General features: G+C 38.8%; 15 protein-coding genes and 1 pseudogene. 8 read left to right on the forward strand and 8 right to left on the reverse strand.

Annotated elements, in window-relative coordinates; all coding sequences use genetic code 11:
• Positions 1–2,132: 2,132 nt before the first annotated feature.
• From MSBRM_RS11920 to MSBRM_RS11940, 5 genes are all read right to left on the reverse strand, one after another.
• On the reverse strand, positions 2,133–3,578 hold the full coding sequence (locus MSBRM_RS11920; RefSeq protein ID WP_048116519.1) for a 2-oxoacid:acceptor oxidoreductase family protein: 1,446 nt from the start codon (positions 3,576–3,578) through the stop codon (positions 2,133–2,135).
• A gap of 2 nt (positions 3,579–3,580) precedes the next feature.
• The gene (locus tag MSBRM_RS11925) at positions 3,581–4,636 is read right to left on the reverse strand and encodes a 3-methyl-2-oxobutanoate dehydrogenase subunit VorB (RefSeq protein ID WP_048116516.1); all 1,056 of its coding nucleotides are present in this window, start codon (positions 4,634–4,636) and stop codon (positions 3,581–3,583) included.
• A gap of 20 nt (positions 4,637–4,656) precedes the next feature.
• Complete coding sequence (locus MSBRM_RS11930; RefSeq protein ID WP_048116514.1) at positions 4,657–4,905, reverse strand: 4Fe-4S dicluster domain-containing protein; 249 nt, start codon at positions 4,903–4,905, stop codon at positions 4,657–4,659.
• Positions 4,906–5,403: 498 nt separating this feature from the next.
• Positions 5,404–7,083, reverse strand: a complete 1,680-nt coding sequence (locus tag MSBRM_RS11935; RefSeq protein WP_048116506.1) for an AMP-binding protein — start codon at positions 7,081–7,083, stop codon at positions 5,404–5,406.
• Positions 7,084–7,560: 477 nt separating this feature from the next.
• Positions 7,561–8,115 carry a helix-turn-helix domain-containing protein gene (locus tag MSBRM_RS11940; RefSeq protein ID WP_048116503.1) on the reverse strand — a complete coding sequence of 185 codons (555 nt, stop codon included), beginning with the start codon at positions 8,113–8,115 and terminating at the stop codon, positions 7,561–7,563.
• Positions 8,116–8,882: 767 nt separating this feature from the next.
• Between MSBRM_RS11940 and MSBRM_RS11945 the strand changes: the two genes are divergently transcribed.
• Positions 8,883–10,463 carry a NosD domain-containing protein gene (locus MSBRM_RS11945; RefSeq protein ID WP_052712878.1) on the forward strand — a complete coding sequence of 527 codons (1,581 nt, stop codon included), beginning with the start codon at positions 8,883–8,885 and terminating at the stop codon, positions 10,461–10,463.
• Positions 10,464–10,486: 23 nt separating this feature from the next.
• Here the strand turns inward: MSBRM_RS11945 and MSBRM_RS11950 are convergent, their stop codons facing one another.
• On the reverse strand, positions 10,487–10,990 hold the full coding sequence (locus tag MSBRM_RS11950) for an amino acid-binding protein (protein WP_048116499.1): 504 nt from the start codon (positions 10,988–10,990) through the stop codon (positions 10,487–10,489).
• A gap of 157 nt (positions 10,991–11,147) precedes the next feature.
• Between MSBRM_RS11950 and MSBRM_RS11955 the strand changes: the two genes are divergently transcribed.
• From MSBRM_RS11955 to hisE, 3 genes are all read left to right on the forward strand, one after another.
• The gene (locus MSBRM_RS11955; RefSeq protein WP_048116496.1) at positions 11,148–11,954 is read left to right on the forward strand and encodes a YkgJ family cysteine cluster protein; all 807 of its coding nucleotides are present in this window, start codon (positions 11,148–11,150) and stop codon (positions 11,952–11,954) included.
• Between the two features lie 158 nt (positions 11,955–12,112).
• A complete protein-coding gene (locus tag MSBRM_RS11960) occupies positions 12,113–13,399 on the forward strand; it encodes a 3-isopropylmalate dehydratase large subunit (RefSeq protein ID WP_218104579.1) in 1,287 nt (428 codons plus the stop codon).
• Positions 13,400–13,485: 86 nt separating this feature from the next.
• Positions 13,486–13,800, forward strand: a complete 315-nt coding sequence (hisE, locus tag MSBRM_RS11965) for a phosphoribosyl-ATP diphosphatase (protein ID WP_048116490.1) — start codon at positions 13,486–13,488, stop codon at positions 13,798–13,800.
• 178 nt (positions 13,801–13,978) lie between these two features.
• Here hisE and MSBRM_RS11970 read toward each other — a convergent pair whose 3' ends face one another.
• Positions 13,979–14,854: a CBS domain-containing protein gene (locus MSBRM_RS11970; RefSeq protein ID WP_048116486.1), complete on the reverse strand. Its 876-nt coding sequence runs from the start codon at positions 14,852–14,854 to the stop codon at positions 13,979–13,981.
• Positions 14,855–15,212: 358 nt separating this feature from the next.
• Here MSBRM_RS11970 and MSBRM_RS11975 point away from each other — a divergent pair, with 358 nt between their 5' ends.
• Positions 15,213–16,214 carry an NOG1 family protein gene (locus MSBRM_RS11975; protein ID WP_196297290.1) on the forward strand — a complete coding sequence of 334 codons (1,002 nt, stop codon included), beginning with the start codon at positions 15,213–15,215 and terminating at the stop codon, positions 16,212–16,214.
• 359 nt (positions 16,215–16,573) lie between these two features.
• Here the strand turns inward: MSBRM_RS11975 and MSBRM_RS11980 are convergent, their stop codons facing one another.
• Positions 16,574–17,683 carry a methyltransferase domain-containing protein gene (locus MSBRM_RS11980; protein ID WP_052712879.1) on the reverse strand — a complete coding sequence of 370 codons (1,110 nt, stop codon included), beginning with the start codon at positions 17,681–17,683 and terminating at the stop codon, positions 16,574–16,576.
• Positions 17,684–19,134: 1,451 nt separating this feature from the next.
• Here MSBRM_RS11980 and MSBRM_RS11985 point away from each other — a divergent pair.
• The 3 genes and pseudogenes from MSBRM_RS11985 to MSBRM_RS12000 all read left to right on the forward strand — a co-directional run bounded on the left by MSBRM_RS11985 (position 19,135) and on the right by MSBRM_RS12000 (position 23,446).
• Positions 19,135–20,616, forward strand: coding sequence for a right-handed parallel beta-helix repeat-containing protein (locus MSBRM_RS11985; RefSeq protein ID WP_048116482.1), 1,482 nt, complete (start codon positions 19,135–19,137; stop codon positions 20,614–20,616).
• Positions 20,617–21,203: 587 nt separating this feature from the next.
• Positions 21,204–22,025: a class I SAM-dependent methyltransferase gene (locus MSBRM_RS11995; protein ID WP_048116479.1), complete on the forward strand. Its 822-nt coding sequence runs from the start codon at positions 21,204–21,206 to the stop codon at positions 22,023–22,025.
• 114 nt (positions 22,026–22,139) lie between these two features.
• Positions 22,140–23,446 (forward strand): annotated as a pseudogene (locus MSBRM_RS12000) (IS4 family transposase).
• The last annotated feature ends 235 nt before the right edge of the window (positions 23,447–23,681 follow it).

Consider the following 23,681-nt stretch of genomic DNA (forward strand, 5'->3'; position numbering starts at 1 on the left):
ATCATCGTTTCAAGTTTTACATATGAAACTTCTTCATATAACCTTATATTTGTAGTTTCAGAGCAAAATCAAATAACTTTTGTAGTATTTCCAGCTTCCAAAGTAGAGTTTGGCAATAATATATGGCCTTGAAAGTAAAAAAATTATCAGTAAATATAAAACATTATCAATAGACGTATTCTGATAAAATTATCAGTAAATATAAAACATTATCAATAGACGTATTCTGATAAAATTATCAGTGAATATAAAACATTATCAATAGACGTATTCTGATAAAATTAACGTCCGTATCCTACAATTAATAATCGTAAGGATTAGCCTTATTGGTCCTAAAATCGTGCTATTTCTCTATAGCTGGAAAACAGGAAACAAAGAACTAAAGACAAAGAACTAAAGACAAAGAACTAAAGACACTTTTTTTGGACTCAGATTCTCTATGGTTATGCTGTCTTTGTTCAAGCCGGTTATGACTATAATTTCCCTGTGATTATAAAAGTGAATGCAAATTGAGGGTATAGAGCTCTTAATCCCTGTGTTGGATTGCGTGAAGGGATTAGAGGAGTTTCGAAAAAAGATTTTTATGGTACTTACTGCCAATTTAATGTATTGAATTTTATGTTTTGGTTGAATATTTTAAGATCATTAAAAGTTTTGCAGCCAAACAAATTCAAGAGTTGTTTGAAAATTCAGAGTATGAATAGTTTTTTGTGTCGGTTATGATATATATTCCCACGCTACTATAAGAGTATAGATTAAGAGTAATAGGGTTTCCTCTTAATCTTTGGGTTGGATCGCAGGTAGGGATTCGAGAATAGGGACTCGGCCCCCTACCGTCTACTTCTAAACTAATTTTTAGAGTGGCTTCTTATTTTGTAGAATGTCTTTATTTTTAATAAACCTTATGACCGTTCCTAAGTTTACATGTTTATTTATAATGATGTCGATAGCTTCATCAATTGCCGTGAAGATTAAATACTCTTTTCGTTTTCCTTCAGCTTTACCTCAATAATGTGGCTATAAATTTCTTTATACTTTTGGGCAGGTTATGCGTAGGTCAGATACACCAGATTCCTATACGAGAAAGCAGGGTTTTAAAGAACGAAGTATAAATTCCAAAGTCTTTAGCTTTGGATATTTCGCTGAAACCTTGTATTTAGTACTTGTAGTCTTTCTTCAGAGCAGTTTTATCTTATAAAGTAGTATGAAAAAATTCTGTAGTATGTTTTAATAAGATGATATTTACACTTTTTTATTACTTAATTAGATGATATTTACAAAAGTTCAACTAAATTAATATAAGCAAAATTTTCAATGCCGTTAAAAATTTTGTTTATATTAAAAATAAATAGTCCAAGCAAAATTAGAATCACGAATTGTTTTTTGGGTCGGTTATGCTATATATCCCCGTGTTGTTATAAAATAAGTGTAGATTAAGAGTAATAGGGTTTCCTCTTAATCTCTGGGTTGGATCGCAGGTAGGGATTCGAGAATAGGGACTCGGCCCCTACCGTCTACTTCTATGTGAGATTAAGAGTAATAGGGTTTCCTCTTAATCTCTGGGTTGGATCGCAGGTAGGGATTCGAGAATAGGGACTCAATCCCTGCCAACTAATTCTAGATCAATAAAATGCTTTTTCAATAAACATTTTTCAATAAACATTTTTCTAATAAAATGTTTTTCCAATAAACTGCTTTCAAGTTATTATTACCTTTTTAGCAAATACATTTAAAGCCAATTTATAAAATGCTCCCTTATTCTTACAATGTACTTAGATTTAATAAAGTTTATGATTGTTTTAAGATGATGCATATGCTGAATATCTGTTTTTTGAGATCAATTGGGCTTCTCGGTTGAGTTTCTTAGAAGTGTATGCTTCGCTAGAGTAACTTTTTCTGCGCAGGACAACCTGAAATAGCCCTGGAAAGAATACCATAAGACACTTGACAGTTAAAGAAAACGAAATCGTTTAAGGACTATTGACAAATCACTGGGAAGTTACGTGAAGATTACGTGAAGATTACGTGAAAAGTACTACTAAAATGCCAGTAGGTAGAGAAAAATCTTCTCCACCTGCTTTTATGCAATTTGAATGTCCTCGAAACTTGTTTTATTCTCAAATCTAAAGTCCTTAGAACTTAACATTCTCTCTTGCCCATTGTGCCCCAGCTTCAAGAACCATCTGATTAAACTCAATAACCTTGGTTTTCCCTGCGAAGTTTTCGACAAGAGCTTCCTTGAAGACGTCTTCATTCAGACCAGTTGCATTAAGACCCATAAGGACTCCAAGCATGAAGGAATTGGCAGCTTTCTCAGAACCCGCCTCCTTGGCTTTTTCGGTTGCAGGAACTGCAACAGCCTTTACATGTGCAGGTGTTTCAACTTCGCCAATGGACGAATCGTAGAGAATAAAGCCTCCTTCCCGTACTACCCCTTCAAACTTTTCAAGGGAAGGACGATTCATAGCTATCAGGATGTCAGGAGTGTAGACAGTAGGAGAGCCTATAGGCTGGCCTGAAATCACGACCGAGCAATTAGAGGTCCCACCCCTCTGTTCAGGGCCATAAGACGGGAACCAAGAAGCATTGAGGTTTGCCTTAACTCCGGCCTGCGCAAGGATTAGTCCCATGCTGAGGACACCCTGCCCTCCAAAACCAGCAATCTTGGTCTGGATCGGAGCAAAATCCTTTCTGGCAGGTTTTTCTTCGGCACCCGCTTCAATTCCGTAAAGCCTCTCAAGAGCTTCGGTTGTAAAGTCACTGACTCCACGGTGCAGAGGTTCGACTTCTTTGGATTTATCCCTGAAATTCTGGACTGGAAACTCCTTTTCCATCTCCTCATTTATGAAATTGATAGCCTGCTCCGCATTCATCTTGAGGTTAGTCGGGCAGGCGGCAAGGACTTCAACAAAAGCATATCCTTTTCCATCGCGCTGGATTTCAAGCGCCTTATGCACAGCTTTTCTGGCTTTCCTGATATGGGAGATATCCGAAACTGAAACCCTTTCAATAAAAACTGGAGCTTTAAGGTTGTTAAGCAATTCGCAGATATGGAGAGGATAACCTGCAAAACGAGGGTCTCGGCCTTCCGGGCATGTTGTAGTCTTTTCGCCCACAAGGGTTGTAGGCGCCATCTGTCCACCTGTCATCCCGTAAACTGTATTGTTTACGAAAAAGACTGCAAGTTTTTCACCCCTGTTAGCGGCCTGGAGAGTCTCGTTCAGACCAATGGATGCAAGGTCTCCATCTCCCTGATAGGAAATAACCACAGCATTTTCTTCAGCCCTGGAAACTCCTGTCCCAACAGCAGGCGCACGACCGTGAGCGACCTGGATGTTACCTGTATCAAAATAATAGTAAGCAAAGACAGCACAGCCCACAGGACTGATCATAACAGTTCTGTCCTGAATCCCAAGATCGTCAATTGCTTCGGCAATAAGCTTATGCAGAACCCCATGTCCGCAGCCGGGGCAGTAGTGAGTGGCTGTCGAGGCTACTGGTCCTTTACGAGGATAGTCCGCATACAGAGCTTTTGGCCTTCCTATTACTTTTTCTCCATTTATAATTTCCACTGCCATTTTCATGCCTCCCTTGCCATTTTCCTGATTTTATCCATAATCTGGTCAAGGGTCATCAAGTTTCCTCCCATACGATTTACAAGCTCTACAGGCTGTGAACAGTTAATTGCAAGCCTGACATCATATATCATCTGCCCATTGCTCATTTCCACAGAAATAAAGGAACAGCCCTTATCTGCCAGAGCTTTCAACTGCGCCTCAGGGAACGGGAAAAGAGTCTTAGGCCTGAAAAGCCCGACCTTAATGCCTTCCTGCCTTGCAAGATCCACAGCTGACCTGCAAATCCGACTGCTAATTCCATAAGAAACAAGGACAATTGAAGCATCATCGGTAAGGTACTCTTCGTAATCGATTTCATTCTGCCTTATGAGCTCATACTTTACCTGCAGTTTTTCATTGAACTTTCCAAGCTCATTGAAGTCCAGAAAGATAGAGGTTATCAGGTTAGGTCTGGTTTCAACTGTACCGTTGACCGCCCAGGTTGTATCAATCTCAGGAACAATAGCTTGCTTCGGGAATTCAAGTGACTCAATCATCTGCCCGAGCACCCCGTCTGCAAGCACCACAACTGGGTTTCTGTACTTAAAGGCAAGCTCAAAAGCTTTCATGGTAAAGTCGCACATTTCCTGCACTGAGTTCGGGGCAAGCACGATATTTTTGTAGTTTCCGTGACCTCCACCTTTTACTACCTGGTTATAATCCCCCTGCTCCGGCCCTATATTTCCAAGGCCTGGCCCTGCCCGCATAATGTCTACAATCACACAGGGAAGTTCAGAGCCAGCAAGGTAGGAAATTCCTTCCTGCATCAAGCTAATTCCAGGGCCTGAAGATGATGTCATGACCCTGTGGCCTGCCGATGCTCCTCCATAGACCATATTGATCGCAGCCTCTTCGGATTCGGCCTGGACGAATTTCCTGCCTATTTTTGGCAAATATTTGGACGCGTCATGCAGGATCTCACTTGCCGGAGTTATCGGATACCCAAAGAAACAGTCACATCCGGCATATAGTGCACCTACAATTACTGCAGAGTTGCCTTTTACTAGTTGTGTTGCCATAGTTTTCCTCCTTTCCTACCTTACCTGTCTTCCTCTTCTTTAAGGGGTATATGAATCTCGATTGCAAGCGGTTCAGGGCAGGTATAATAGCAGCTTGCACAGCCTGAGCAGCCCTCCCCTTTGTATTCCACATAATGATATCCCCGGGCATTCAGGTTTTCACTCATGGAAAGTACGCCTTTGGGGCAGGCTAGAAGGCAGCGTCCGCAGGCCTTACACTCCAGAGTATTAATTACAGGGTATGGTTCTTTTTTATCATCCTTTGACATATGAAATCCTCTTTTTGTTCACTTTTCAGTTCTCTCTGGACTCTTCTCAGGTTTCAGGCCCATTCCTGGATTTGGGGAATCCGGGATTTTTGATTCATCTTCCCGGAATTATCCAGTCCCTGTTTAATTCAACCGGTTTTTTGACAGAAAGAAGAGCCTTAAATTTTCATATTTTTCTTACGTTGTAAATTGTATAATTTAGTAGACAGTATGTAAGCAGAAAATTAAGATAAAACTATAAAGTGGATTCAGAACCAAATCTTTATAGAGCAAACTTTCCAGAAAGTTTAAGGTACTTATTTCTTTCCTTTTTTCTTTTTTGTTTTGACCCGAAACTTATAGGATTCCGGATCAAAACAGGCTTTGTTTACTATATCAGATTTTGTCTATGTTATCAGGTTTTGCCTACTTTATCAGATTTTGTCTACGTTATCAGGTTTTATTTGCTTTTCTATTATTTGCATTTTCTAGTCTGAGCCGATTTTTCAAATAATATCTTTATTTTAGTTCATTTTGATCTTTATCCCGGATCTCGACCCTGCGAATTTTTCCGCTAATGGTCTTTGGAAGCTCATCCACAAATTCTATTATGCGTGGATACTTGTAAGGAGCAGTGACACTTTTTACGTGATTCTGAAGATCTTTTTTAAGCTCTTCTCCAGGCGTGTATCCTTTTGTGAGCACAATAGTTGCCTTGATAACCTGGCCTCTTATAGGGTCAGGAGCACCTGTAATTGCGCATTCGAGTACTGCAGGGTGCTGGATAAGAGCGCTTTCCACTTCAAAAGGCCCGACTTTATATCCCGATGTTTTTATAATATCGTCAGCTCTTCCAACAAACCACAGGTAGCCGTCTTCGTCTTTCCAGGCCATATCTCCTGTATGATAATAGCCATCGTGCCATGCTTTCTTAGTTTTTTCAGGATCTTTTCCATAGTGGACAAAGAGTCCAACAGGCTTGCCTTCCTTTGTGTTGATTACGATTTCTCCTTCTTCCCCTACCTCACAAAGTCTGCCGTCTTTGTCCATCAATTCAATCTTAAAGCCCGGAGACGGCTTCCCGATAGATCCGGGTTTCGGTTCCATCCAGGGATACGTTGCGATAGTTACAACGGTTTCAGTCTGTCCGAAACCTTCCATAAGCTTTATTCCTGTAAATTCGAGGAACCTGTTGTATACTTCAGGATTAAGAGGTTCGCCTGCAACGACTGCATATTTCACGGTACTGAAATTGTACTTTGAGAGATCTTCCTTGATCAGGAATCGGTAGATGGTTGGCGGGGCGCAGAAGGTTGTAACCCCGTATTTCGTGGCTTTTTCAAGCATATTTTTGGCTTCAAACCGATCATAATCGTAGACAAAGACCGCACAACCGGCTATCCACTGCCCATAGAGTTTCCCCCATACACATTTTCCCCAGCCGCTGTCTGCTACCGTATAATGCAGCCCGTCATCTTCCACGTTCTGCCAGTACTTTGCAGTGAGGATATGCCCAAGAGGATAAGTAAAGTCATGTTCCACCATTTTTGGGAAGCTCGCTGTTCCTGAAGAGAAATAAGCAAGAGAAATATCGCTATTTTTTGTAGCATCCTCGCCAGAAGGCCGTTCAAAATCGGGGGAGGCTTCTTTGAGTTCTTTCCTGAAATCAATCCAACCTTCCCGGACATTATCTCCAACTACTACTTTCTTGAGTGGGATATTTCCGCATTCGGAGTGTGCTTCGTCTATCTGTTCTGGAACTCCGTTTTCCGAGATGCAGACAATCATCTTCAGTCCTGCTTTTTTAATCCGGTATACAATATCTCGTGTCTTGAGCATATGGGTTGCGGGTACAGCAATGGCTCCCAATTTATGCAGTGCAATGATACAGTACCAGAACTCGTACCGGCTCTTTAAGGTGAGCATTACATAGTCGCCTTTACCTATCCCATGCTTTGCAAAGAAATTTGCAGTTTTGTCAGTGTAGTACTTCAGGTCTTTGAAAGTAAAGATTCTCTCTTCCCCATGATCGTCACACCAGATCATTGCGATCTTCTCAGGGAAATCTCTTGCATAGACATCGACTACATCATAGGCAAAGTTGAAGTTTTCAGGAACAAGGATTTTGAAATTTTTTTCAAAGTCCTCATAAGATTCAAAGTCGGTTTTAGAAACAAACTGGTTGAGCAAAGAAGTCATTATAGACACCCGTTTTCTCAATTTATTTAGGTAGTTTTTATATTTTGAAGGCTACATGCCCTCATTTGAATTTCAAGGTTTTAGCCCGGATATCGGATTTCTTATTGGATTTGAAACCAAGCAATATTAACTCAAATCACGTAATTCAAACTACATCAACTCGAATCAAATAAACTTAAACTGCATCTAACCAAATTACATTAAGTAAATTGTATCAATTCAAACTACATCAATTCGAATCAAATAAACTTAAACTGCATCTAACCAAATTAAATTAAGTAAATTGTATCAGATCAATTAAATTAAACCAAATTAAATTAAGTAAATTGTATCAGATCAATTAAATTAAACCAAATTAAATTAAGTAAATTGTATCAGATCAATTAAATTAAACCAAATTAAATTAGGTCTAATTGAATTCACTGAGTTAAATTGAATCGAATAACATCAAACGAGATGCACTAACGAATTAGATTATCACAGTATAACTGCCAGGAACCTGGCCGGCTTTCCTTCCAGGGCTTCCATAGCGTGTTCGTAAGTGGAGTCAAAATAAATTGAGTCTCCTTCATTCAGAAGAATTTCATTATTGTGAATATAGACCTTCAGGCTTCCTTCCAGCACATAGTTAAATTCCTGACCTGGGTGAGAATTTGTCTCAGGTTTTTCCCCATGTGGTTTGTGTTCAACTGTAACTATAAAAAATTCAGCCTTTTTATGAATGAATTTTTCAGCCAGGTTCTGGTACTTATACTGCTTCCTCCTCTCAACGTTGACTCCTTTTCCATCCCGTGTAACTGTAAATATATTCATGCGCGGCTCTTCCCCTGTAAGAAGAGTAGCCATGTCTACACGCAGTTTGTGCGCAATTTCAAAAAGCATACTTGCCGGAATATCCTCAGTTCCATCTTCATATTTTTCATAAGTTTCATTGGATATTTGCAAATATTCTGCCATGTCTTTGACCGTGAAATCCGAGAGTTCACGCAGTTCACGTACTCGATCTGCAATTTCTTTTATTTTTTCCTGCATGATACGTATTCTCCAGCTGAATTTTTCAAGAATTAACTAAGATCTACTTAAAAACCTTTGGCTTTGCAGATTTTATACCTGCTTACAGAGATTTATTTCTTCCAGATCCATTGAAAATTATAATTGATATACGTTATCATTCAGTCCCTACAGTTATATTTTATAAAAAATCTGTGGAAGAACTGAATCCTATAGAACCGAGTCTGCAGCTTTAAAAATAAGGTTATTTTACAGGCTTTGGAAAGTAAAGTTATATACAGGTTTCGGAAAGTAATGGTTTAAGTCTAATTAATCTTTTAACTTCTGATTTTAACCTTTGTTTCAATTTTTGCTTTATAACTTATGTTTTAACACAATTTTAGCATAACTGGATCAGGCTTAACTGGATAAGGTTTTAAACTTCAGATAATATTTTGGAATTAAACCTAACTCTATAATTCAAACTTAGGGGAAATTTTATTGGCCATCGGTTAAGTGAAAAATCGTAATAAATTGCGTCAATGCCCCCAACATTTATTAAATATGTTAATAGATTAGGAGCTAGAACAGGGTATCGATTTCAGTAAACAGGCCAAAATTTAAGGCCAGCTTCTAATGCAAAATCGATAGCGTTCAGGCAAGAAAATTTCTTAACCGATGACCAATGAAGTTCATTTTAAAGTTTTTAATTTTAATTATTATTTTCCAATATTTTTTAGATCAACAATTTTATATGTATCCTTTTAAAAAATAATTCTGTAAATTCCGGAATTGATGTGTGGGTTAACATGATAAAAATTCGAACATTCAGACAGGCCTGCTTATTTGCAATTTTTCTGGTTCTGGTTCCTATTTCAGAAACCGGTGCAGCAGAAAATATTTATGTTTCCCCAAGAGAATCGATTCAGGAAGCAGTAGATAATGCCTTGCCGGGCGATACTATCTTTGTGATGCCCGGAGAATATAATGAAAGCATTCAAATCAATCAGGATAACCTGACAATAATCTCGGACTCAAAAAATCCTTACAATACAGTTATTACCGGAGCGGATAAAGAGAGCGATGTATTCAAGGTAGTTGCCAGCAATGTGACAATCAGCGGTTTCTCAATAACCGACAGTAAATGTGGAATTTACCTGAATGGTGCTCAAAACTGTATCATAAATAACAATATTATATCGGAGAACAAAATTGGGATCTGCCTATCTAAGTCCAAAGATAACACCCTGAGTAATAATATAGTAACTTCAAACGCCGATTGTGGTATCAAGTTGTTTACCTCCTCAGGAAACACGATATATAATAACTTTTTTAATAATACGAATAATGCCAGGGATGATAAACTCAATACCTGGAACCGGACCTCAGGCAACTGCTGGAGTGATTATACAGGTCAGGATGTGGATACAGACGGTATCGGCGACACTACATATGCCGTAAATCGCCTCACAAAGAGTAGGGACTACAGACCGTTAATGAATTTCATTCCGGAACTTCCCGTGATGCCAGAAGCAATTTTTACTTCCAACGTGACAGTAGGATACGCGCCTCTTACGGTTGAGTTTACAGATGTCTCAGAAAACGCCAGCTCACTGTTGTGGAGCCTTGGAAATCAAGACATCTCGAATTCTTCGAACTTTTTACGTACTTTTGTCAATGAGGGTAATTATACGGTTACCCTGAATGCCACGAACGAGAATGGCAGCGACTCTACCAATGTGACTATAAATGTTTTGAAAGCTCCGGACCCCTCAGTTCCCATACTTCCCGATGCTAAGTTCGGTGCCAATATGACAATTGGGTATGTTCCACTTACTATCCAGTTTTTTGATTTTTCTGAAAATGCAGACTCGCTGTCCTGGAGCTTTGGGGATGGTAAGAGGTCTTGTTGCCCGGAACCAAAACATACCTTCTGCTGCCCAGGAAACTATACAATTTCCCTTACGGCAAAGAATGACAATGGCAGTTCTTCAACCTGCGTTGTTATTCATGTCCTTAACTCGACAAGCCAGCCCTCTGCCGAAAATACCATTAGCCCGGAAGATACCACATACATTGTTAATCCGAAAAATACCGAAGATTCAGGCTCAAGCCTCAGAAACAAGAATAACGACACCAGTGGAATTCTGAACTGGAAAAGCCTTGAGTCTATTGAGAACTTCGCCCTATCTTTTACTAGAACCCGGCGGCTTGCAGAAGTAGAACCATCAATAGAGCACGAAATCCTCAGATTTGCTGATACTATTAAAAATCTTACAGAAAACTCAGTGTCCAGAAGTGAAGTAATAAATATTTCTACGCGTGCTATGTTTTTCGGATTCCTTGGAATAGCTCTGGGACTTTCCGCATTTAGAAGAGGAAGAAAATAAGTTAATACTCACAGTTAGAAAATTCAGTAAATGCTTACTCCTTTGACTGAGGGCAGTTCAAGGATTTTGTCCACAAGTTCTCCAGGCACTTTCTTATCGGTAATGATTGTAAGTCTGGGATTATCAGTTAAATATGGATCATCCGAAACAGCCTGACGGATGCTTACTTTGCTTCCTGATATCAGGCCTGCAACCTCCGCAAGGATGCCCACGTCAGCGGCATCTTCCGGGATAATAATGATTACTCCAAGGCCAAGAGAAGGAGCTACGTCTCTGAGGAAGGGGATGGAATGAACATTTCTGAAGATTCTGCTCAGAAGCTCATCTGAAATAATGGTCTTTGTAGTTGCGTCGACTACTCGCCGGTCAACACCTGCTTCTTTTGCAAGCTGGGTATGTGCGATCTCAATACTTCCAGAGGTGACCTTTCCTTCTTTATTTACCTGAAACCCGCGTTCAAAGAGCAACTTAAGCACTTTTGCCTGTGCAGGATATTTTTCAAACTTTTTGAGTAATGTCTGCCACATATAAACTTAAGTTTAAACCAGGTTCCCTGATATATAGTTTCTTATTATGATCCATTATCAGTAGGGTAAAGGGGCTTCGGGATGAGATTTCCGAATATTCCTGACGTCAATTGCAGCTTGCGTTAATTTGATGTACCAGCAGGGCACGAGTATTTGCATGGAAACTTCCAGCACAGACAATAAGCCGGAGTCCGAAAAAACAAGTTACCAGCGACTTCTTATTGCCGGTCTCAAGAAAGAAATAGAAATGGCTCGCAGACTTGACACGGAAAACCTTGCATCTGAAATCCGGAAAATCGGTTTCTCCTGCCAGAACTGTGGAAAATGCTGCAGGCGGGCTTTCGGGGACAACAGGGTAGCGGTAATTCCTTCCGAAATTGAAAGAATCCGGGAATATACAGACCTCTCAAAACTGGAGGTTGCAGGACCGTTTGTGACTGAGGGCCCTATCCAGGATGGGGCAGAGGAATCGGGAGAAGAATCTCCAGAAACTTCATTCAGAGCATCGGAGGAAAATGAAGAGTCTTTTTCTCCGGAACTTCTTGAATCTCTTAAGGATTGTATCGATTTTGAGGGAAAGATTCATGCCTTTGGATGGATCCTCAGACGGAAGAGAAATGGAGACTGTATTTTTCTTGAAAAAGATACGTACAAATGCCGGATCTATCCAGTGCGCCCTATGCTCTGTAGCACTTATCCTTTTTATATCGAAGGGCTGAGATTACAGACCTGTGAATGTGAAGGTGTCGGATTCCCGATCTCTATAGAAGACAGCCGAAAAATGGCAGAAAATCTTCTCTTCAGATATATTTCGGAACTTGAGGACACACTTAACCTGTATGAGAATTTCGTGGACTTCAGGAGAGGGGAAAAAGGCCTCGAGCTTGCAAAAAAGAGCCAGGAAAATGGTACATTTACCTGTATAGTTCACGACAGCAGAGGAAGCACCGAAATTAGTGTTTAAAAGTAAGAATTGGCAAACCTTCAAATTTTACTGGTTAAGATACTTTTATTTTAGCTAATTCCGTTTTTACATGAGCCTGAAAGATTTTTAGTTTCTGTCGAACTGCATCATCAATTAAATTTATTTATTATAAAGAGCCAGTAACTCCCATGACCGGGATGTCTGGTAATGAAAATCGTCCGATGACCGTTTCGGAAAAGATATTTTCGAAGGCCTCCGGAAGTCCCGTAAAAGCCGGTGATTTCGTGCTGGCAAATATAGACCTGGCAATGACTCACGATATTACAGGTCCTCTAGCAATTAAAGGCTTTTACGAGATAATGAAGGACAGAGAAGAGAAAAAAGTATGGGATCCTACGAAAATAGTGATCGTATTCGACCACCAGGTTCCTGCAGATTCTATTAACGCCACAGCAAATCATATTATGCTTCGAGAGTTTGCTGAAGAACAGAGCATTTTAAATTATGATGTATATGAAGGAGTTTGCCATCAGGTTCTTCCCGAAAAAGGGCACGTGCTGCCAGGAAACCTTATCGTTGGCTCTGATTCGCATACGTGTGCTTATGGTGCTCTGGGAGCGTTTTCTACAGGTATAGGGTCTACTGATATGGCTGCCGTTTTTGCCACTGGCAAACTCTGGTTCAAAGTACCCGAAACTTTCCGTTTTGAAGTAGAAGGAAAACTTCCAAAACATGTTTACTCAAAAGACCTTATTCTCCACCTGATAGGCGATGTTGGGGTCGAAGGTGCCAGGTATATGGCAGCCGAGTTTGGAGGCTCAACAATTCACTCTCTCTCGATCCCCGAACGTATGACTATGTCCAATATGGCAATCGAGATGGGGGGAAAGACAGGAATCATCGAAGCCGATGAAATAACTGCAAACTACCTCAAAGAGAGGATTATGTATTATGAGTTTGACCCATATTGGAAATCCGATGAAGATGCAACATATGTGGGAATCAAGCACTACGACGTATCTGACCTGGAGCCTCAGGTAGCCTGCCCTCACCATGTGGATAACGTAAAACCCGTAACCGAGGTAGAGGGTACGAAACTTGACCAGATCTTTATGGGTTCCTGCACAAACGGCAGATTCGAAGATATTAAAATCATGGCTGATATTATGGGCGATGAGCCAGTAGCCAAGGGTGTTCGCCTGCTTGTAGTTCCTGCTTCAAGGACAGAGTACCTAAAACTCTTGAAAGCCGGGTATATAGAAAAGCTCATGAATGCAGGTGCAATCGTAGAATCACCGTGCTGCGGACCATGTATGGGTGGCTCTTTCGGCTTGCTTGGTGCAGGTGAAGTGGGCCTTGCAACCTCGAATCGTAACTTCAAGGGCAGAGAAGGTAGTCCCGAATCTTTTGTGTATCTGTCTTCCCCTGCAACTGCAGGAGCATCAGCCCTTACAGGAGAAATCACTGATCCAAGGAAAGTTTGAAAATTTCCTGTTTTTACTTTTTTGGATATTTTTTCACTATTCGAATTTTTGAAATATTTGTCCGTGTTAATTAAACAGGTGTTAAAATGCCGGATACTGACCTATCAATCTTAAACAGGGTATATGAAATCATACTGGACCGAAAACAGAACTATGACGAGCGCTCATACGTCTGCAAGCTTTTGAACCATCGTAAAGGTATGAACAAGATTCTTGAAAAAGTAGGCGAGGAGTCAGTTGAAACAATCCTTGCAGTCAGAAACGAGAACCATGAAGAAATCGTTTCTGAAAGTTCAGACCTTATTTTCCATCTTCTGGTAATGCTTGCGGCAAATAACGTTACCCTTGATGAAATCGCAGCCGAGCTCAGTGCCCGACATGAAAGCATGAAAAGGGATTGAAGACCTGGAGGTTTTTACCTCCTGGTTTGAGAACCCGGATAATTCGATGTATTATAAACATCGAGTTTTTCCAGTTACTTTTCATAGTTTATAATAACTTTTAATGATTTACAATAACTTATACTAATATTTAATAACTTATTTTTTCGTATAAATAGCCGCAAAAAACCTTAATTTTTTAATACACTGCCAGTTCATTCAAGACATCGGTTTTTGACAGTGTTCCTTTGGGCACGCCATTAATGGTTACGACGAGCCGGCCTACGTTATACTTATGGAATAGTTTTACAACGTCATATAGCTGCATATCCCCATCGACCGTGATAAGTTCTTTTGTCATGATATCCTTAACTTTTACGTTGGGTTTTCCCTGAGCAATAGCATGGGCAATATCGGTGTAGGTAACTATTCCTACGATTTTTCCTTTATCTTCCACAGGAGCTCCATGAACGTTATTCCGGATAAAAAGCCTCGTTGCTTCCTGAATACTTGCATTGAGATTTACAAGCAAAGGAGGATACTTCATATAATGTTTGACATGCTTTTTAGGGAGTGAAATCATTTCCGTAATATTGAACAAAATCGAATTATTGGTATCATCCCTTCCTGTGACTTCTCCACGGATTATCAAGCGGTTTACAGGCGTGGGGCCTACCTGAAGCTTATCGTCCATTATAAACTCTTTTGTATTTCCGATTACTCGTACGACTCCGCTACAGGCATCAGGACTCCTGACCGTAGTAAAACTAATATCGGCAGCTGTAGCTCCACTAACTAACGCATTATTTCTATAAAGAGGGACCACGGACTCATTTTTCAGTTGTTGGATTCTTAATGCGTCATATGCTGCTCCTGTGGGTTTATAACCTCCTTTTGGCCCGGGCACTCCCTCTACAAGCCCAAGGGCTTTTAATAACTGCATCTGATTGCGGATAGTCCCAGGATTACGCTTGATTACCTCGGCTATTTCTTCTCCCTTGATTGCCCGGTCCTTTTGCCGCTGAAGGTTGATTAATGCAATAATAATGTCTTTTTGAATTGGAGTAAGTTCCATATTACCACCATTAGTTTCATATACCTTTATAAGAATGATGTACAAAATCGATAAATAGATAATGTAAGCTAACGCATATATTTACCATAATTAATGATTACAAATCTTATTACAAATTAATATTACAAATATAAATACAGTCCGGTTCTGCTTTAAATATTTACCTGGTTTTTCATTTTAGATCAGAGTTTATCACCAGCATATAAGTATAAATTCAAAACCGAGTAATAAATTTTCTCCCAGGGAATCGCATTCAGGAATCTCTGTGAGACCTCGCTTGCGAATTTATTTTGTTGAAATTCTTCATCTATAATAACGTTTATATAACTTAGCAGGGTCCCCAGAGGGTTAGAACATAATGATCTTCGAGAAAATTCACACCGTTCCCACTTCCCAGGAATTAATCAATAAAGCCTTTAAGCGGTCAGCGCGAGCTATGTCCGGGAAAACCATAGAAGACAGAGAAAGCCGATTCAGGGCCAACGAGTCCATGCTGTTGACAGCCGCAAACATTCTGACGGATAATCTTGCAAATATAGTCAGGCGGTTCCCAAGTTTTGAACAATTACCCAGATTTTATTACGAAATTACAGACATCCTTGTAGGCGTAGAAAAACTCAAGATGTCCCTTGCATCCGTGGACTGGGCCAGCAGGAAGATCCATGAGATTTCAAGAAGTTATGTTGGGAAAATTAGAAATTCGGATCTCCCTGAGCCTATCCGGAAAGAAGCATTTGGAAGGCTTGCTTCGATTATCAAGTCAATTAACAAGGATCTTCTCTTCCTGAACGAAGCCAGAAACATTTTGCGGAAACTTCCTGATGTGCAGGATGAGCCTACAATTGTAATCGCTGGCTACCCGAATGTAGGAAAATCAAGTTTCGTCTCAAAAATTACAGGTGCAAGCCCTGAAATCGCTCCATATCCATTTACAACAAAAGGCGTAGCAATCGGGCATTTCATGCGGGACGGTATGCGTTACCAGGTCATGGATACTCCAGGACTTCTTGACCGCCCGATGTCTGAGAGAAATGATATCGAAAGGCAGGCAATTACCGCGATTCATTACCTTGATGCGGTTGTGATGTTTATGATTGATCCCAGTGAAAGCTGTGGATACGAAATCGAAGCCCAGAAACACCTGCTTGCGGAAATTCGAGAGAACTTCAAACTTCCTCTGCTTGTGGTCTCAAACAAGGCTGACAGGTCAGAGTTCAAGAAACTGGATGAAGTGGAGTTTAATATTTCCACAGTTACCGGAGAAGGAATTGAAGACGTAATGAACAGGCTCATGCAAATGATCGAAGAAAAACGCCTTTCCACTTCTTCCGAGGAGCTGGATACTGAACCTGCAATCTGATACCGCCGGGTTACCATCTCCGAGTCCCACTACCCGATTTCCGTTCTCGGGAGGACGGAATATTTTTGAGAATTTCACTTGCTTAAGAGGGCTGAATTACCCGATTTCCGTCTTGGGAGGACGGAGCCTTTTTGCTTATTTCGCTTTTACCTTAGTTTACTCTCAAGAGGTTGGACGCGTTGTTAAAAATATGTAAAAATGGGGAACTTGAAACCTCAATAATGAGGAATTTCTTCGTCGTTAATCTCTCACTGAAGTGAAAAAATTTATTTTACAAAAGAAAACTCTTAATTTAGGAGTTGAACTTTTTTAATTTATGATATGAATATTTTGAGCCGTTAAATTAAGATCATTAAGAATCAATTGGATGAGAGCGGCGCTATATTTCCACAAAGTGTAAAAAATGGAGATAATACCAATCCATGCCTTCCTGAGTTTTTAATTAAAAAATTTAAAGATCGAGCTGCTAAACACTTTAGTAAAGTATTTGAGTCACCATAATATCCACGCCAGACATCAGCTTGAAAGTTCTCACTCTGTAAAACATTTCTTAAATGATATATATCCATCAAATGTTCTGCCCAGTTTCCGGTGTAGGGGTCACAGGTATTTGAGGGATATTGAGGATATTTTTGCTTTAAAGTAATGCTTCCACTGGCTGAAAATTCATTTACTGCTTTTTTAATATCAGATTCAACCATTCCTCTTGTAGCAGTGACTAAGTAAGCAACTTGATCCTCGGAAAGGTCCGGGTTTAAACTTTTGATCAATTTGCTTCTAATTTTAGAATATGCTTCCAGGAGATCTCTTTTTTTATCGCCAAATAACTGTTCTCTATCTACGAGTTCGCACATCTGGTGGTATTTTATGAGTTTCCTCTTGATAAAAGGATTATAAGGATTTGCGCCAGAGGAAAAAAACACTTTTAAATTATTATTTGAAATCAAAGATATTTTCTTCAGGAACTCTTCTATATCATAGATGTGTTCTATAACGTCATAGTTGGCTATTGCGTTGCAGTTAATTGAATTATTCTTTAAAAAGTCGATTACTTCATCAATATCTCCTGGAATATAGTAGTCAGCTTGCTCTCCTATAGCTTTTCCTATTAATTCTGCATCCCTAGCAGAAACATCGTAAATGTCGTTGTAAATAACCGTTCCAATATTGCATTCTTTTGCGAGGAGGGACAACATACCGGAACCTCCCCCATAATCTAAAAAAACAAATTTGTTTAAGGGTACGTCTATTTTTGTGATTGACCATACAAGTATATATGCATATCTTTGCAAATTGGAATGCAAGTTTCCTAATAAAGAACCAAAGTATTTTTTGTTATAATCTGAGATATCTAAAGTCTCTAGATTTATTCCTTTGAGTTTATAGTGCAAACGGCTTGCAGCTTCATTGACCATTTTTACTGTTGATTTGTCATCAGGCAAATTGCAGAATTTGAACATATACTCCATAAATTATGACTTCCCCTCTATATCCAAGACAGAACTGCATTTAAATTTACATCGCCGGGATTTGATATAAATCTCTGTCATATGATTTTAGTAATAAATCTCTGTAATATAATAGTATTAAGTACATTACATTTTATATTTATTGTTAAAAAATAGGCTACTACTTTAATCACATATCTAATATTTCTATTTAATCTCAAGTATTCTAATATTTATATTATTTTTCATATTATCCTGTCAAGGATAACCAAATTAAAATATATTTTTATATTTTCCCATTCAATTTCACATACTACATGTATAACAATCCCATAACTTGAAAACCTGTAATTTATTGCTTGAGAAAGAGCTCTTTAAATAACCTTTATGATCGAAGTGATCTTTTCCTTTGGAGGGCTGTTCAGGATTATAGTTATTTTTTCAAGTAAACTATTAGATCAAGGACTAAAGATTAAGGACTAAAGATTAAGGACTAAAGATTAAGGACTAAAGATTAAAGATTAAAGATTAAAGATTAAGGGCTATAGATCAAAGAAAGCTGTTAGAAACTGGCCCGTCGAAGACGAAGAAAGAAATCTTCCTTTTCAATTCAGTCTAACAGGCTGTCTTAAAACTACTCTTAGTTGTACATTTGGGTCATAAAAATCGCAATAATTATCTACTTTAGATAAATAGTATATAAAAATTATATTTTTGATGAAAATTAATTTCAGTATTTTCTATGTTCAAAAATTACGATCAAAAGCAGCAATTTATACTTCCACTTAATCTAGAAGATTTTGTCTCTGAAAGCCACATTTCCAGAGTAATAAATGATCTTTTTGATGTTGTCGAGATTATAGAATTATAAATCTATATAGTGATGTCAATACTTACTTTTATCACTAGATTTTGGAACTGAGCAGGAAATGGAACTACTATTATATTAATTCTGTGGTTGGAAATCCATTAAACTTAAAGAGGATACTCCCGACTTAATAAGCCTTCTAGAACTTCCCCTGGATCCCCCAAACCATGTTTTCCCAGTCTTTAACTCTCCTTTCAAAACATGGTTGTTAATGATAAAATGCTTATCACTTTTGGCGTTTTGCTTCATGTAAGGCAAAATCTTTTTATAAAACCCTAAATGCTCTAATTGCAATAAGTAAATCTGCCTTTATTTAGAGAAAACCAATCAAATCAACATTTTTCTGCTTCTCCAGAAATCCTCAAATAGCGACTTTCCTTTAATCCAAGCTGAATGCCCGATATATTCTTACGTCTCCATCTTTGGCTTCTTGATGTTAACTTGTGTATATTTTTGATAAATATTCACATTAATTAGAAAAACTTAAGCTCTTGAAGCATTTTTCTGTAAATTACCTTAAAATAATATTCTCTATATAATTGATATTAGTTAAAAATTGACAATTTAACCAAAAAAATTCACTAAATTAACAGTGGAGAGTAAAATGACTGGAAAGTGTCTCAGGCATATACGGCAAAACTGGACAGAAACAAGATCTTACATTATAGTTTTCATTCTCTTGATTGTACTGGATTTAATAATTGTTCACATACTAATACAGTCCAGATTTCCTCTTACACCATCAAATACCTCTTCACTTGTGCCATCAAATGTGACTGTATGGGTAACTGGCGATGGAAGTGGAAACTTCACCTGCGATGGGAGCGATGATCAAGTAGAGATAAATCAAGCTTTTAAATATGTTGCAGAAAATCCACAGTTCACAACCGTTCATTTGAAAGGTCCAAACACATACCTAATCTCAGATACTATTTTCATAGGAAATAATACTACCCTGGAAGGAGACCCTACAGCCGTAATTAAACTTATAGACTGGGCAGACTGGCCAGCATTTAAGCCCCTCATAACGCAGATTAATAGTACCGGAATACATGGAGTTACTATAAAAGGATTTGAAATCGACGGAAATCACGACAACAATCTGGATAAACCAAAGGGATACGGATATTATGACATGATTCATTTCCGCAACGCCAAGGACATTCAAGTTCATGATATGTACATGCATGATGGGCATGGAGAAGGTTGGAAAGCAGACAATAGTTCCAATATTCAGTTTTACAATAACACCATATACAAAACAGGGCATAATGGACTTTTTGCCGAAAACTGCCAGAATGTAGAAGCCTGGAACAATAACATAACAGTCAGGACTGACTCCGGTCTCAGATCGAGGAACTCGAACCATGTAAAGTTCCATGATAACCTGATAGATTCTTTTTACCACTGGAGTGCAGGCGGGGCTGGAATTCTAATTGAGAAAACAACAGGTGTCGTCAATGATGTTAAAGTATATAATAATACTATTCAAAAGACTTATGGACCTGGAATCTGGTTGATAGGCTGTTGTAGGCCTTATTCCAGGGATGATGCTAAAAATGTATATATTTATCACAATATGTTCTACAAAACCGGCACGAACCCTAATATTGACTGGGTAGGAGGTATAGTGACAAGCGGATTTTACGATACTCTCATTGAAAATAATACCTTTGATGGAGTATATCATGGTGCAATTATTCAGATGTACCCTAGAAGCGGTACTCACGTTTATCCTACATATAGCAACTCAGGCCATATTGACCTGTCACCTAAAGGCACAGGATACACAACAATTGTCCGCAATAATATTATCGCAAATACCAAACAACGCAAAAAAGATCCAGATGGAACAGGGTATGGAGTAATTAATTATTTGCCTAAAACACATACCATTATACTGGAGAATAACTGCCTGTACAATAACTATGCAGGTAACTATCTGAACTGCACATCAACCACTGACATCTATGTAGATCCTGCACATTTAAACCAGAACATTGGTGCCGGATATTTTTCAGAAGAATTTCAAGAATCAATTAATCAGACCATGATAAATTCCATCTTAACAAAAAGATGCTCGTGACACGTATGCTGTTATATTAGCGTCTTGTTGTATTAGCGTCTTGTTGTATTAGCGTCTGCTGTTATATTAGCGTCTGCAGTTATATTGATCAGTGGATCTTGCTTAATGTAATGCAAAATTCACTTAGAAAACCTGATTTTTTCCAAAAAATAACAAATATATATAATTTTTGCTGTGGTTTATAAGAATAAGTTCATTCAATTTTATATTCTGGATTAAAAACCAGATTCTATGGATTTTCCTGTAGGGTAGTGCTAACTCCTTTACCCTTAAAAACAAGAGAAACCTTGAGTTTTACTGATAGTGTTTTTCCTTCTAGATGTCTGATAAGAACAAATTGAACAGCTTGAAGTAAGTTTAACAACAGTTTTGAAGTAAGCACAACAGCTTTGAAGTAAGCACAACAGCTTTGAAGTAAGCTCAACTGTTGAAACCAAACTGTAAAAGCAAAAACTAATGCCAGAGATAACATTTAACAGACAAAGAAATATATAGAAGAGGAAAGCTCAAATACTAAAAATTCAACGATATTTTGGATATATACAAATTTCAGCAAAAGAAAAACAGGTTCCAGAAGGTGAATGAAAATGAGTGAAATTAACTGGGAGTCCCAGGAGGGTGCCGAAAAGTATGACCAGAATTGCGACCATCAGTTTCAGAAAGGCAAAACACTGATAGAAATGATGGGAATAAAAAAAGGTGATTCAGTGCTAGATGTCGGCTGCGGGACAGGGCAGCAGGCTGTGAATGTTCTGGGCATCATAGGATCAGCTGGTCAGCTCACAGGTATTGATCCTTCATCTTATCGTATTGAACTTGCAAGGAAAAAATTTAGCAGAGCCTCCTCCAGCAACATCCGTTTTTTAGTAGGACAGGCTGAAGACCTCAGTTTCTTGCCTGACAATTCAATCGATCATACATATTTCTGTTCCTCATTCCATTGGGTTGACGACAAGAAAACTGCCCTCTGTGAGATATACCGGGTCCTCCGGCCGGGAGGCAGGGTGGGGATGACCACACTTGATAAAAACAGCTCCAGCACCATGAAGACACTTGCAGATCCTATTCTTGCAAAATATCATATTAAAAGGAATCAGGAATTTCATAGAGGGATGAAAAAGGTTACTGCAACAGAACTCCGGGATCTCCTCTCAGATGCGGGCTTTGACAGCATATCAATCGAGCCAAGGGCTATCCCCTGGCAGTATGGTTCTCCAGAAGAGTTTTTGAAGCATCTGGAAAAGAGAGACAGCCCTGAGGGGTTGCTGAATGACATTCCTCCCGGGATAAGAGAGAAAATCAGACAGGAGATTACTGAAGAACTCAGGAAAGCACAAGTTTCGGAAGTTGCCGGTGTTGGGAATGTTACACTGTTTGCAATTGCAACAAAACCGGAAGCGGGGCTGTAAAACCCACTTTCCGCACTATTTTTCACATATGATATTTTTCCATTGGTCATCGGTTAAGCATTAAATCCCATCTCCTGTATATGTTTTTATACTAATATTATACTCTTTGAATCTATGTCTCCTCGTTTCCCACCTACTCTTGAAGACTCTCTTCGGGAAATATTCCCGAAGAGTGGTTAAGGCAAACTGCCAAAGAAACTGGTCTTATAGTACGTGAACGTAAAATTTACCCTGTCATTATCTTTTGGGTTTTAACTCTCAGTTTTGGTGTCCGCTTGCAGCGTACACTTGCTAGTTTAAAACGAGAATATGAAACGGAGTCACGAAAAACCATAAGTGATAGCAGCTGGTACTATCGTTTCACTCCAGAACTTGTTGAGTTTCTTCACCAGTGTGTAATTCATGGCATGGAAGAGCTTGCAAAAGAACCTGGTAGGAAACTTAGCAAGAAACTCGAAACCTTCCAGGATGTTGTCATTCAGGACAGCACAATTGTTCGTTTTCACTCTTCTTTAGCAGACAAGTTTCCAGCAGCAAGATCAAGAACAGTAGCTGCAGGCATAAAAGTGGGGGTTATGATAAGCGCAGTTGCTAACGGACCTAGAACCGTTGCTCTGTACTCTGAAAAAACAGCTGAGATAAAGACATTAAAAATAGGTCCCTGGATCAAAGACCGTATTCTGCTTGTTGATCTTGGTTTTTACAAAACTCAGATGTTTGCAAGGGTTGAGGAAAATGGAGGATATTTTGTTTAAAGAATAAGGAAAAATATGGATCCTATTCTTGTTTCTGTTGAAGTGGGACTTTCTAAGACAAAAAGCAAAGAGTTCGCTGGAAAACCTGTTAGTGAATGTATTAAGCAACTTTCTGGAAAAGATATTGATGCAGTTGTAAAAATAGAATTCAAAAGAAGAGAGCATAAAGGCAAGCAAAAACAGGACGAGATGATTGTACGTCTTGTTGCAGTCTATAATGACGAGGATGAAAATTACCATATTTATAGCACAAATATTCAGAAAGATATTTTGAATGCAAAAGACATTGCAAACCTATATGGAGCAAGATGGGACATAGAACTGCTTTTCAAAGAATTGAAAAGCAAATACGCACTAGACGTTCTTGAAACAAAGAATGTGCAGGAAATTGAAGCTCTAATCTGGACAGCAATATTGACACGAATCGTTAGCAGAAGAATATATTCTCTTGTCAGAAACTCAACAACTTATCCTGAAAAAATGGCTAGATATACACAGTTACGTTGAAGTACAATATTTGCAGAGAATGCATCGGATTTGTTGACAGTAATTCTGCATAGATGTGGAATTCAAAGAACTTTTGAAACGATAATGAGCGTATATGAAAGTCAAGCATTAGATCCTCATGTAAACAGAGAAAAATTTAGAGATGAATGGTTTGAGTAAAAAATGAAAGAACTGGATCTAAAAAGAGTAACAGAAGAAGGAAATAAATCCTTAACCGATGACCAATGGATATTTTTCATATTTTTCTCCCATCCGTTTGAGCACTTTAATTGTTTCTTTATCCATATATTCTCCTGAGCAAGAATACCTATTTCGTCGGAAGTCTGTGTTTTCTTCTTAACCTGGTTCTAATATTCTTTTGCTCCTTCCAGTCTTGTTCTCAGTTTCTATAAGG

Source organism: Methanosarcina barkeri MS, from assembly GCF_000970025.1.
Taxonomy (GTDB): Archaea; Halobacteriota; Methanosarcinia; order Methanosarcinales; family Methanosarcinaceae; genus Methanosarcina; species Methanosarcina barkeri.